The 13,727-nt window shown below is 36.2% G+C and carries 9 protein-coding genes; 5 read left to right on the forward strand and 4 right to left on the reverse strand.

All coding sequences use genetic code 11. From position 1 onward, the window contains the following. Positions 1 to 955 precede the first annotated feature (955 nt). On the reverse strand, positions 956 to 2,056 hold the full coding sequence (locus tag MSVAZ_RS15335; RefSeq protein ID WP_198146756.1) for a hypothetical protein: 1,101 nt from the start codon (positions 2,054 to 2,056) through the stop codon (positions 956 to 958). 1,113 nt (positions 2,057 to 3,169) lie between these two features. On the opposite strand from MSVAZ_RS15335, the gene MSVAZ_RS15340 reads away from it, so the two are divergent. Then, positions 3,170 to 3,895, forward strand: a complete 726-nt coding sequence (locus tag MSVAZ_RS15340) for a nicotianamine synthase family protein (protein WP_232316128.1) — start codon at positions 3,170 to 3,172, stop codon at positions 3,893 to 3,895. After that, positions 3,888 to 4,709, forward strand: coding sequence for a nicotianamine synthase family protein (locus MSVAZ_RS15345; protein ID WP_048122376.1), 822 nt, complete (start codon positions 3,888 to 3,890; stop codon positions 4,707 to 4,709). Before MSVAZ_RS15340 ends, MSVAZ_RS15345 begins: the two co-directional genes overlap by 8 nt. Positions 4,710 to 4,871: 162 nt before the next feature. Here the strand turns inward: MSVAZ_RS15345 and cbiQ are convergent, their stop codons facing one another. Beyond that, entirely contained in the window at positions 4,872 to 5,678 is an 807-nt protein-coding gene (gene cbiQ, locus MSVAZ_RS15350) for a cobalt ECF transporter T component CbiQ (protein WP_048122378.1), read from the reverse strand. Positions 5,679 to 5,711: 33 nt separating this feature from the next. Further along, positions 5,712 to 6,695, reverse strand: coding sequence for an ATP-binding cassette domain-containing protein (locus MSVAZ_RS15355; protein WP_048122380.1), 984 nt, complete (start codon positions 6,693 to 6,695; stop codon positions 5,712 to 5,714). A 678-nt stretch (positions 6,696 to 7,373) separates the two neighbouring features. Here MSVAZ_RS15355 and MSVAZ_RS15360 point away from each other — a divergent pair. Continuing rightward, positions 7,374 to 7,562, forward strand: a complete 189-nt coding sequence (locus MSVAZ_RS15360) for a hypothetical protein (RefSeq protein ID WP_157206109.1) — start codon at positions 7,374 to 7,376, stop codon at positions 7,560 to 7,562. Between the two features lie 708 nt (positions 7,563 to 8,270). On the opposite strand, the gene MSVAZ_RS15365 is transcribed toward MSVAZ_RS15360, so the two are convergent. Further along, positions 8,271 to 8,813, reverse strand: a complete 543-nt coding sequence (locus MSVAZ_RS15365) for a DUF7344 domain-containing protein (RefSeq protein ID WP_449288756.1) — start codon at positions 8,811 to 8,813, stop codon at positions 8,271 to 8,273. Positions 8,814 to 8,856: 43 nt separating this feature from the next. Between MSVAZ_RS15365 and MSVAZ_RS15370 the strand changes: the two genes are divergently transcribed. Beyond that, on the forward strand, positions 8,857 to 10,485 hold the full coding sequence (locus tag MSVAZ_RS15370) for an IS1634 family transposase (protein ID WP_048122172.1): 1,629 nt from the start codon (positions 8,857 to 8,859) through the stop codon (positions 10,483 to 10,485). 2,045 nt (positions 10,486 to 12,530) lie between these two features. Continuing rightward, on the forward strand, positions 12,531 to 13,628 hold the full coding sequence (gene dinB, locus MSVAZ_RS15375; RefSeq protein WP_048124189.1) for a DNA polymerase IV: 1,098 nt from the start codon (positions 12,531 to 12,533) through the stop codon (positions 13,626 to 13,628). Positions 13,629 to 13,727: the final 99 nt, after the last annotated feature.

Consider the following 13,727-nt stretch of genomic DNA (forward strand, 5'->3'; position numbering starts at 1 on the left):
TTCACTTTCCTCTTTTACCCCTATCTCTTATTTAGCATGAAAATGCTGCATCTGCAAGCACTTTCACTGGTTGTCCATGTTATTCAAATAATATTATGTTCGCTGCCTGTAAATCCAAACAAAAGTTCTTTAGGTTCAGAAATATTCCTAAAGAAAAGAATTGAAAACTATTCTTAACATAAAGCCTGAAAATTCTTTTTCAGGAATAATCTTAGCATTTTTGAGTTTCTTATACTGTTTTCAGTGACTGTTTTCGAAGAACACTTCTGATAATACCACATTAATCAGTATTACATATATACGTTTTGGTATTACTTTTTTTGACAATTTTTTTATTGAAACCTTCTCATGTATCTCTCTTTTTATTTTTTAGTCGAATAAAGTAGCCTGGTATATTCGATTAAGTCGCACATCGATTCATATTAATTTTTTGACTTTGTCTCCTACTCTGTTTTGACCTCCTAACCTGTTTTGAAACTTAACGAAAAAAAGAACGGGACATCTTTGTTCAAAAATATGAAGTATGAAGAATGAATTTATCGAAAAGGCACAAAGAAATGAAAGTACTTGAAAGAACTTTCATGCTAAAATAACGTTCTGGTTTCGTAAGAATATTATTAGAAAAGTTAGCAATACGTAATAGGAAATGTACCAAAAATCTTAAATATCAACTGGTAATATCGATTAATGGTCTATGGCGAACAGACACAAAATAAAATACCTCCGAAATCGCCTAAGTAATCTGAACTCCTTTTTGCCCTGCCTGTGGTAGCAAAGCAGGCAGGAACTGGATGAAACGTTTTAGAACTCCTGGTTAAACTAATGATTTTCATAGCGCCATTTATTATTTCACTCATATTTTTCTTCCGTTCCTTCATTTTTCGTTCTGATATCTTTCCAGTCCTTGATGTTCAAGATTTTCAAGGGAATTATTCAACTTATCTCACCCTTAGCTCTAGTTATCGTCAATTCTGTCATACAGTTTTTCCAGATCCATTTGCAACCTGTTAATTTCCTTTTTCCAGATTTTTTTATTAAATTCCATACAGAGACCCATTTTCAAAGCTGCCAGTTTCACATAATTCTGAGAAATTTTTCTGTTGCTGCAGGGAAGGCCGAAAGCCAGATCGGTTTTTTTGATGCTATATTTTTCGTGGATTAGAAACTCGTAAAGCTCAGTAACCAGGTCTGGTTTTTCTTCAGACTGTTTGGAAAAATCCGGGCAAAGATCAACCAGATTCCGCAGGTGGGACTGGACGCCACAACATTCAGGGCACAATTGCTTTGAATTTGCAAACTTAAGCAGCTCTTTGAATTCAAGAAAAATATTCGTCTGCTCGAAACCTGAGGGTAGAGTTTTTCCGAGGAAGATAAGGATATGGATGCATTCATGAAAGAGGATTTTTGCTATCAGGAATTCAATTCTATCCCGAAGGTTCCATAATTTTTCGACCAATTTTCGTTCCCACAACTCATATGGATTTATCAGGACAAGGGATCTGTAGATTATTTTCTTGTCTTCTTTAGAAATGATTTTTTTAGGCTCGAAGGCTAACCCCGGCATCATTCCAACAAATTGCACTCGGACCGCTAGATCCCAGCAGTATTTCCATTCCCCTAAACGCGCACATTTTACCCGATAGTATTTTCCGTCAAATTTGACTCTTTCAATTAGCCGGTACAGCTCCTCATTTTGTTTTTTGATAAGGGTTTTTATTACAGTTTCCCTGTAAATGTTCAGGTCGAGATAGAAAAGCCCTGGAGATAAAAACGAACAATCAGGAGCAGGATTAGAAACAGGATAAGTAAAAGGATTAGAAACAGGATAAGTAAAAGGATTAGAAACAGGATAAGTAAAAGGATTAGAAACAGGATAAGTAAAAGGATTAGAAACAGGATAAGTAAAAGGATTAGAAACAGGATAAGTAAAAGGAGAGAAGTATAAGTCAACAGGAGAGGCTGGTGAAGAGGCAAGGAATAACTTGTCCTTCACTCTATGTAACGGCAAGCTATTTTTTTCCTTTGGCAAAACTTTCTTTGTTCTTATTCCCTGCACCGCAAATCTACCCCTCTTGAACCCATTACCCACAATAAGAGGTTATTAGTGTTACTAAAATTTATTTTCGTATTATTAAATAGTAAAACATCCTAACCAATAAATACTTTATTCTACAAAATTGAAATATAGTAACAATACCACAGAGGATATGAAGAAACTCATATTTCCTTAGAGCTTTTAGAACCCTCTTAACTCTAAAAACAGAGAAGCCTAAAGTTTTTAATTTTCAAAACAACCTTCTGCAGATTTATTAGACCCAAATCTACTGGAATATCTGTGTTCTTTAAAATAACTTTTTTAACTTACTGCATCATTAAATTTCATTAGGGTATTATTTCTATAGACAAATTTATTAACTTTGCATACAGATTAGTACCAATAGGAAATAATTTATTTTAAGAAATCTATTAAAAGTATAATCCATGAGTTAAGAAAATCCTGTCTGTTCAGGAAAGGAGTAAAATATGTCTGAGAAAGTTGCAAGAGCAAATGTTATTAGGTTAAAAAATACGCACATAAAATGCCTGAAAATTAGACTTCGGAAGTCAAAACCGTTTATTGCAAAGAATGAAACTGAAGGATACAACAACCAATAAGCTAAATCTAGAAATTTCCGAACCTGATTAAGTTTAACATAAAATATACAACGCTGCCGAAAAAGTTCTAAAACTCTCTTTTTTGAAATTTGAAGAGGATACCTAAATTCCCCTAAAATGCCGCAACAATTTTATTTTCCCGCTGTTAACAAATATTATTTTTTTGTTTTCGTATGGTTTAAATGATTTTTACTAAGCCATCTTACGTTTTTTGTCTTATTTTTTACTTAATGCAATGAATTTTTTTAATATACTTACTTTTTTAAGATTGTAGATAAGTTTATATATGTTCAACAAAAATTAATCATATATAAAATATATTTTTATTAATATATTATTAATTAATAACACGGAGTAGTGTGATCTCATGAACAGCTTACTAAGTGCTGAGGGCAACAGTTTACTGCCCATTTTTCAAGACTATGAGCTGCAATTATATGACATCAGGTCCCATATCTTACATTTTTACAACAATATTAAAGATCGTGATTTAAGTATAATTGCAGAATCAAATATGGCGGAACTTTATGAGATATTTTCCGAGCTTGATGAGCTTGGGCATCTGGATGTTTCTGAAGATCTCTGTCAGGCCTTACTTAGAGATCCGGTGATCCGTTCCGTTCTTCCTGCAATTTACACCAGTTATACTCATTTTTTTAGTTTGCATGAGACTCAGCTAGCAAAAAATATTCTGGCTTACAAGGAACCCTGGAAAATACTGGAATCTTTTCCTCTATATCCCAGATACGAAAAAATGATTAAAACTCAAGTTCGGGCATCCCCTGGAATTGAAGTGCTGGCTTTCATAGGCTGCGGTCCTCTTCCTGTTACTCTACTTATTTTCAGTAAATTATATGGCATCCGTTGCATTGGAGTAGATCAGGACCCTGAAGCCGTGGATCTGGCAAAAAGCTGTATAAAGCACTTTGGGCTTGAAAAGGAAATCACTATTCTTGAGGGAGACGAAACCGTACTTTCAAAAATGGAATGGGACTCTGTGCTTATAGCAGGACTTGCCGAACCCAAACAGCGTATCTTTGAAAACTTACATACGATGATAAAAAATCGAAAATCGAGTTCCAAAAAACCAATTTCAGTGTGTTATCGCAATTATAGCGGCATAAGACAATTGCTATACTGGCCAGTCCAGCCGGAACAGATTAAAGGTTTCAGAAAAATAAACGAAATCTATCCCGCTGGAAAAGTAAACAATACCCTGGTTTTCATGGAGTGTGAATAACATTCAAAAAATAGATGTTAAGCCCCTAATTGCCGAATTTCGCCAGATCTATACCCAGATAAAAGATCTTAAAGAAACTGATATCCTGGATAATTCCTCTCCTGAACTGTATGCTGTGTTTAAAAGGCTGGATGAACTGGTATCTCTGGATATAGATGAACAGTCTATTGAGGTACTCTTTGAAAGCCCGGATTTTAATATTCTGATTGTTGAGATTTCTCGCTTTCGGTTTTTATACAATTTGAAACTTGAAATCGAAAAAGCAAAAAGTCTTCTTGAAAGCTCGAATCCGTGGCAAACTCTCCAGAATTTTACATTTTATCCGAACTACCTGCAGCTTGCCAGAACCGAATATACAGGTTCAGGTCTTAAACCAAAGGATTGTGTTCTTTTTCTTGGAAGCGGCCCTCTACCTCTGAGTCTAATAATGCTCTGTCGCGAACACGGTCTTTTCGGAATCGGAATTGAACAGGATGGAAAAAGGGCAAGCCTCTCCAGGGAGGTAATTGATTGTCTCGGTCTTTCCGAAAGTATTGAGATAATCGAAGGAAACCATTTCATCCTGCCCCTTAAAACCAGATGTGACCTTTACATGGTTGCTGCCCAGGCTGAACCCAAAGAAGAGATATTCGAGCACCTTGCAAAAGTCCTTCCCAAAGGAAGTAAAGTTTCCTACCGCCTTTATGAAAAGGGCCTTCGGAGAATTCTGGACAGTAATTTCCTCTTTAAACTGCCTTCAGGATTTGAAGAATATCTCAGGGTTCAGCCGGAACCTCCAGTTAATAATACGGTTGTATTTTTGAAAAAGAGATAAAATCTTCTGGCTGTAGGAAGCGGTTTTCAAAATTTTCTATACCAACCAATTCTCAGAAACAATCAGTTCTCAGAAATAGTCAGTTCTCAGAAATAGTCAGTTCTCAGAAATAGTCAGTTCTCAGAAAAGCTAAGGGAGTAGTGGAAGCAGTGGAAGCTCCTTTCAGACATAAAGATGTGTATATAATATGCAACCTGCACTCAGGAGCAAAAAGAAGATGTCCTGAGCTCTGATTTTTGTCCTATAATAAGCCTTTTCATGACCACTTCCGTAACCTCTGCAAAGCATACTTATATAGGTCCTTTCTCCCTGCTCGTAGGAGCGTATGAAAATAGAACTTATGCTGTTTCCTACCTGCTCGATGACCCATTTTCTTGGCACATCTTTGTTCCATATATCAAAAAGCCTTGTTTGCTGTGCGGTCCTTATCCTTTTAAGAACGGCCCAAAACAGGAAAAGATAGCGTATCATCATGCTCAAAAGCAGAGTAAACTCTCTTGGAATGCCTACCCTGTCTGCAGCTGCAACCATATCTCTCAGCCGCGTAGTAGAAGAAAACAGGATAATAGCTGTTATGCAGACCAGAAATTTTGCAAGCAGGGTGATTCCAAAGTCAAGTCCTTCATAAGTTATACTGAGCCCGAAAGGCAGGTCAAGAGGGTATAGAGTATAATTTTCTATAAAGGAAGGTCTAAAGAATGGCTGGATAAGGGCTATTGTGAGTCCGAATGGTAAAATTGCAAGAATACGAAGGAAAAAGTATCTTAAGTCGAGCCCTGCAGCAAGCACCAGAAGCAGCAAATAAACCTCGATGGCAAAAAGGCGGACCATATTTTTTTCGTGAATCCGGGGCAGGCTAACTGCATAAATGATTATTGCAAATGTAAAAAGCAGCTTTATCCGGGGATCAAGCCTGTGTACTGGACTGTCTTTATATGATTCGCGTTCAATATCCGTGAGCGTTACCATTAAAAATTCTCCTCTGAGGACTATTTCCGGCTTTCAATCAAGCCTCACATTTTGCTGTCCCGAGCTTATAAGCCGCAGTACTTCGTCTCTGGCTGCTTCGGCTGTTATCTGTATGTTAACATTAAGTCCTTTTTGCTGGAGCATCTCGAATACTTCAGCCACTCTCGGAAGTCTGAGGTGAGCTTTCCTGAGGAGTTTGGGATCACTAAATATCTCATCCGGGCTTCCGTCAGCCTCAAGTCTTCCATGATGGAGAACAAAAACCCTTTCTGCAAAATAAGGAACCACATCCACGTCATGGGTAGAAAGGAGCAGGGTGATTCCAAGTTCCTTGTTCATCTTCATAATTAACTCAAGCACGCGAGCAGAACTGAGAGGGTCAAGGCCAGCTGTTGGCTCATCAAGGACTATAACTTCAGGGCGCATGGCAAGGATGCCTGCAATCGCCACAAGTTTCTTCTGCCCTCCACTTAGATGATGCGGAGCCCTTTCCTCAAAACCTGTGAGTCCGACCATATCAAGGGCTTCTTTAACTCTCATTTCCACCTCTCTTCTGGACAAACCCATATTAATCGGCCCAAAAGCAACATCTTCTTCAACACTTGGAGCAAGCACCTGGTCGTCAGGGTCCTGGAAAACGATTCCTACGGTTTCCCTGCAGGCCCGGAGATTCTTCTTAGTCATTTTTTCCCCTTTTATCAGGATTTCCCCTGAAAGAGGCCGCAGAATTCCATTAAGGTGCTTGAACAAAGTAGATTTTCCGGCTCCATTAGCTCCAAGCACTGCAACTCTCTCCCCTTTGAACACTTTGAGATTGATTTTATCCAGGGTATTTGAATCAAGATGAGAGTATCTATGGCAGAGGTCTCTGACTTCCAGTACAGGAACGCCATTTCTTTCGGTAAACTTGCCCGATTTTTCGGAACCTGTTCCGGCTTTCTGGCTCATTCTGCCTGTTGTTTCTTTTGGGAAAGTTACTGTTTCTTCGGAGTTATGGGGGGAATTCGGAGTGCTCATACTGAAAACATCCTGTATGAAGATCGCGTTTACATATGAAAACTAACTTTTTTAAAAATAGTATTACAAGTAATGAAGTTATCTTTCTTATGTATTATGGTTTGTACTTTACCTTTAACTTATCCATCTATTGTTTAGTTTCATTTCATTATTTGCATTTAATTTTATATATTAGTTTAAGTGCCTTCAAAAAAGATTCTGATTAAACTTGCCTTTCAAAGATGTGTGATTTTACGGCATCTATAGACTTTGTTTGTGTATGCCTAATAAAAGAATAACCCTTTCGGTAACGATTTTGTTAGGATGACAGGTATTTCTTTAACAAAATTTTTGAAAGATTTTAGTTTTCGTACCTGTAGCTTTATTTTTTCTAGAATAACAAATGATCAAATACATATTTTGCATGGCCACAAAAAAACCCGTATTCAAAATATCGTATACGAGTGGCCTTCTAAACAGATTAATGTATTGGTCAGTTGTGGATTTTTTATACTATCTCGTTGTAACATTAATTGTGAACTAAAATTAAGATCTACGTTTATAGATTTTTTGCGAAAAAAACGAAATGAACAGACTTTTTAAAGTGAGTTTATTAATTAGGATCAACAATTCAAGCAAAAAATGAGAAGTCGCTTGATGCTGATTTTAAGGAAAATTTTTGGCAAAAAACACATTTCTTTGAAAGGAAAGTCAAACCATAACGAGGAAGGAACAAAGGCAAATGGCACATTTATGACGATTGTTCAGACGGCAAAGAAACTGGGTGTAAGTGCATATCATTACATATGTGATAGAGTCGGCGGTACATTTGAGATGCCATCTCTGGCTCAACTCATCAAAGAAAAAAGCTTGGTGAGTGAAAGGTGAGAGATTTCCACTCAACTTGAAGAGGATACGAATCCAGTTTTTATCAAAATAGATATTCGCTATCTAAAGACTTAAATCACTATGTTGTATTACACAGATGATGACCATTTACAAAATCTAGTGATTTTGAATTTTATATTCATCACTAGATTTTGGTACTGAGTCCTGTAATGAGAACGCTTAGTATTATTTCAACGCAGCCTATAATGAGAATGCTCAGTATTATTTTTTTGTTAACCAAAATCTAAAACCTCCATTTTCGATTATTAACCCTGTAATCTCAATTATGAAAGTGAAGAAGTGAGAAATTCATCAAAGAACATTCATATTCTTGCAATTTCAACGGGGATTAATCTCCTCCTTTCGTACTTGTTACTATTAGTTATTGGCTAATTACCAAGAATTTTGGATAGGTAATAGGTAATTACCACTACCAGTAAGCTTTGTGTTGAAAAAGAAGTTAATAAATGATTAACTCGGAAAATCTGTTTGTAAGAAAAAAAATCCCTTGGGCAAGATCAAAATACTTATATAAGATTATGTGAGGTAGATCCAAAATATGGGGTGACTGTTGTTCTGGAAATACCTTCTGCCTGAGTAGATAAATATAAAAAAGGAATGAATGTGTCGTTTTTATGACGTGGATTATTAAGTCTGTTTAAAAATAAAATATAGTAAATAGATATATTTGCCCTATGATGAACTATCTCATTTTCCAAGTTTACGAACTTGGAAAATATGGGATATTGAGGCGGCCATGAAAAGAAAGTTTGTAAACAGCATCCACTTAGAACTTGGGATCCATTTTATTAACCCTGCAACTATAAGGAAACCGCTGACTGTGGCAAATATGCTCAGGCCAAGATAGAACTGGCTCCAGGGTATATCTCCTTTATTAACAGTTTCCAAGTAAATGTCAAATTCCTGGGAGGCTGGGAGAAGTTCCACAGTGTCCTGCTCTCTATTGTAGGCAACGATTCCCATATTTTCCATTTTTGGGATATGTGTCTGAAGCAGTGAAACATATATGCTTTTCCTAACACCCCTATTTGGCTCTTCGTCTTGGGATTCAATACGGGCGATCTCTTCGGACAGGGAACGTACACTCTGGTTTCCCTGAATGCGGAGGAGTTCAAGCACAAGCCTTCTTCGGTCGTTCTGGAGTACTCCAAAAATGTCACTCTTTGATAACTGCGATTGTGTTTGTACAGTTCTCTGAGTATTAAACCTAGATTCGGCAGGTAAACATATAAGTTAATATAATTAATTTTCATATTTCTTTTCTTGATCTTCCATGGCAGATAAAAACAACAGTAGAAGAGTTGAATCCTCAATAAAACGTACAAGCTTCTTAGGTCACCTTGGTCTTATTGCTGGAGTTTTCCAAGAGCTTGAAGTTGACAAATTGATCGATGAGAAACTTCCTAAAGAACGAGATCACAAGGTTCCTCACTCCGTCTGTATCCTTGCCATGGTACTCAATGGTCTTGGTTTCATAGGGCAACGTCTGTACCTTTTTCCTGATTATTTCAGGACTATTTCTATAGGAAGACTTTTTGGAGACAGCGTCACACGAGAAGACCTGAATCAATATGCTATTGGAGAAACTCTTGACAGAATCGTAAAGTATGGTCCTACAAAACTGTTTACTGAAATCACTCTTCACATTATGAATCGTCTACCTATTCCTGTCCATTGTTTACACGCTGACACTACAAGTGTCAGCGTTTATGGGGATTATGAAGACGAAGAAACTGAGTATATTGATATTACTTTTGGAATACCCAAAAACGGAAGATGGGACCTCAAACAATTTGTTTTGAGCTTGATTGTTAATCAGCATGGAATACCACTTTTCATGAACACCCATTCAGGGAATGCTTCAGACAAAAGCACAATTCTGGAAGCAATCAAGTCTCTCAAATCAGCTTTAAGACCTGAAAGCAAAGTGTACTATGTAGCTGATAGTTCTTTTTACACTGATAATAATATCAAGAACATAGGAAAGTCATTCTGGATCAGTCGTGTTCCTGCAACAATTACTGAGGCAAAGGAACTGCTAAATGCAAATCTAAACCTGAAAACGTTGAAAAGCGACGAAAGATACTCATTTTATCAAACCTTTGTGGATTATGGTGGAGTTAAACAAAAGTGGGTTTTGTTACTCTCTCATAAAATGAAAGAAAAAAAAGAGGTAACTCTCAGAAGGAAGCTTGAAAAAGAGCTTGAAAAAGCAGAAAAGTCGCTTAAAAAACTGGCAGGAGATGACTTTTTCTGTGAAGAAGATGCATTAAAAGCAGCAGAAAAATGGATTGCAGATTTCCCTTCCGTTCTTTTTGAAAAAGTAGATTTGAAAACCATTAAAAAACGCGAAGCAGGTAAAAAAGGCAGACCTTTAAAAAATGAAAAATTAAAGACATATTATAAGATTGATGGGGTTATAAAGGTTAATGATGCTTTTGTTTTAAAAGAAATGGAAAAAATGGGACTTTTCATTCTTGCAAGTAATGATATCAGTCTTTCTCCTGAAGAGATGCTGAAGTATTACAAAGGACAGGATAAAGTAGAAAAAGGATTCAGATTTTTGAAAAGTGATGCCTTTAGCATATCGAAGGTTTATCTCAAGAATAAATCAAGAATTGAAGCGTTGACAATGATAATGGTTCTCTGCTTAATGATTTATTCTATTGCAGAATGGAAATTAAGGACAAAGTTAGAAGAAGAAAATGAAACGGTTCCAGATCAAAAAGGGAAACCAACAAAAAGACCAACAATGAGATGGATATTTTTCAAGTTTCAGGGAATTACAGAACTTATAACGCAGAAAAAAGGGAAAACAAAGTCAGAAATACTGAATATGGAAGAAATTCACTGGAAAATATTGAGTCTCATGGGAGAGAAATATGAAAATATATATCTATAGTTGCGTTAACCTGCCGAATCTAGGATTAAACATTTTATTTAATAGATAATAAACATTATTTCTGAGGGAGTTCAAGCACAAGAATATCTCTCCATTTTTTTAATAAAAAACTTATGTATCCTCTTCAGATTCAATGGAGAATTTTCCAACTTTACACGTGTGTGATAATTTTGACATAGTTAGGTACTCGAATATATCGCTTGAGATTGTTTCATAAACTTGGAATAATTCTTAAATTTTTGTAACTATTCAGCCTGCCGGAATCTATTGATCTATATCGATTTTGATGAAATCGGCATGTATGAATTCTAACTAGTGAGGATTGAAAAAACGTAATCAATAGCCAACAATTAAATAAAATACATTTTCTGAAATTTGCCAATTGAATTCGGGTAAATCAGGCTAATGATGTTGTTTTTCCTAGGCTGAATAGTTACAAATTTTCAACAAATATATGAAATTTATTTTTACCCATTGAATCTACATGGCTCTTCGTTGTTTTGTGTGGATATCCTCGTAATGTCTTCATAAAAACCAATGCGGTCTCGAATTGAAAATCATCTTATCCACAAGGAATGACTAAGAGCCATACAACCTTACTCTTTTTTGGAATTGGCAGGTACTGAAAGTTCTGTGAACCACAAAATTTTAAAAAAATCGTAAAAATTGAGAACTTGATCTAGGTAGACCAGTTTCAGATACAGTGTACAAAACACAGTATACAAAAATGTGACTTAAAAATTACAACATATTCAGAACACTGCCTTAGAATTAATTACTAATTATGAACATGACTCTCTTTTTGTGTTTTGGTTATTTATTATGCAATGTTATTCGTAATGTTATTTGTAATGTTATTTGTAATGTTATTTGTTAGAACGTTTATAATGTAGTCCATATATATAAATATATAGGATTTCGCATATATTTATGGTTTTTAATATAAGTGTATGAATTTCAATATAAATATTCATTTTTAGTATTTATTGAGCATACTTAATAGAAATCTTGAGTTATTAATTGGAAATCACCATAATCAGTATTTTTGTGTTGAAAAAAATGGTTATAGGACCTATGCACTTGAGGAACAAAATAAGCACTTGAGGAACAAAATCAATTGCAGCGAAAACTGTGGATTAAAATCATGTTTTAGGTAGTTAACAACCTAATGATGTTGATTTTTCAGTTCAACTTTGTGAGTTCTATTATACTTCAGACTCTTCATTGTTTTGTGTGGATATTCTCACAATATTCTATGTTTTATCCCAAAATAATTTCGCTTTTTTAATATTTTTTATTTTAATCATACATCATATACAGTTGACCCACTATTTTACTCCAATTTCGAACTTGTTTCATTTTACATGATTAGTCCACAATACCAAAATGGAATTTTACTTACTCAACGTTTAACTCTTTGCGTCGCCTGCTGTTGTATTGGGCATTAAACGTTTAAAGGATTTTGGGTCGTTTCCCTGAGTTATTGATCAATTCCGAAAAAGCGAGTACATCTCACGTATTTAATGAATATATTGAGAGATTCTTGCGCTTTCGGTTTTCAATGATTCAAACCCACTACCGGATTTTGAATCTGCGAAATTATTTCAGGATACAACAATTGGAGGAGTTTTGGATTTGAGAAAAAATGTAAAATTCTGCATGAACCTCACATTTCGACCCCTCTCAAAAGACACAACTTAATTTTTTATTCACGCAGTTTATTACTAATTTTACCCTGTTATTCTATATAAATAGTTTAACTCCCCCTATGTATCTATATAGATACCTAAATTTTCATTTGTTTTTATAAATTTAAACTTGATTTTTTTGAACGTTGTGGGATTCGAGCCAAAATCATTGATTTTGTTGAGCACATGCCCACATATGATTCAAGAAGTTTTTCAATTATTGCAAAAATCACCTTATTTTTGAAAGAGAGGGCGGAATGTGAGATTTAATGTAAAAACATCAAAATATAAGAGGACATCTTCCTGATAGAGAGCTTGAGAGATAACTATACAAATCTTCCCAACCTATTTTTTTCGATGCAGCGTATCGTTCTCCATGTAGACATGGACTATTTTTTTGCAGCCATTGAAGAGCGGGAAAAACCTGACCTTCGGGGAAAAGCCATCGTAGTCTGCATGCTTTCCGGAAGAGGTGAGCTCAGTGGAGCTGTAAGTACCTGTAATTATACTGCACGAGAGTCAGGGATCAGGGCAGGAATGCCCTGTTCGAAGGCAAAAAAACTGAACCCTGAAGCTGTTTTCCTGCCTGCCCGAAAGGATTTTTATACTTCAGTCTCGGATCGGGTGATGGAAATTATCAGGAGTTATGCGGATGTCAGGGAGACAGGGGAAGCGTTTGAACAGATAAGCATAGACGAAGCCTTCCTGGAAATTACCGAAAAAACAGGTGGAGATTTTAACCTTGCCTTTGAGATTGGAACCCAGATAAAGAATGACGTAAAAGATAAAGAGAAACTGACCTGTTCGGTGGGGGTAGGCCCTAATAAACTTATTGCCAAGATGTCATCCTCTGTCCAGAAGCCAGATGGAATTACTGTTATAAGTCCGGATAAACTCGAAAACTTTCTCTGGCCTCTCAAGGTGTCCAAACTCTGGGGGATAGGAAATGTAACCGCAGGAAAGCTGCAGGAAATGGGCATCGTCACAATAAAAGATCTTGCTGAACACGATGTTATTGACCTGATTTCTACTTTCGGAAAAACACGGGGGATCTGGCTTAAACAAGCTGCGTCAGGCATCGATGATTCTCCCCTGAAAGAAAGGGACGGCTCCGAACAGATAGGGAGGATTGCAACCCTGCCTGAAGATACTCTCGACGTTAATCTTATCTCTCAGCTACTTGACAGGCTGGCAGGGGATGTAATTTCAAAACTCGATTCGAGGGAGCTTTCCTTCAGGACTGTAACGATTACTGTCATAAATTCAAAGTTCAGGATGTACACTAAAAGCCGTACACTAAACCACCCGGTCTATTCAAAGGAAACTCTTCTAGAGGTGACTCGTGAAATCCTTAATGAGTTCCTTTCGGAAAGCCGAACTGAGTTCAGGCGTGTAGGTGTAAGGGTAGGAGAACTTCAAAAAAGGATGGGCCAGAAAAGCCTTTTTGATTATTAGTTTCACCCTTTTTGAGATTATCAAATTTGATTTGTTGAGTATCAAATTTGATTTGTTGAGTATTGAGTTTGCCTTTTTGAAGTTTTACATTTCCCTCTA

Origin of the sequence: Methanosarcina vacuolata Z-761 (assembly GCF_000969905.1) — an archaeon.
Taxonomy (GTDB): domain Archaea; phylum Halobacteriota; class Methanosarcinia; order Methanosarcinales; family Methanosarcinaceae; genus Methanosarcina; species Methanosarcina vacuolata.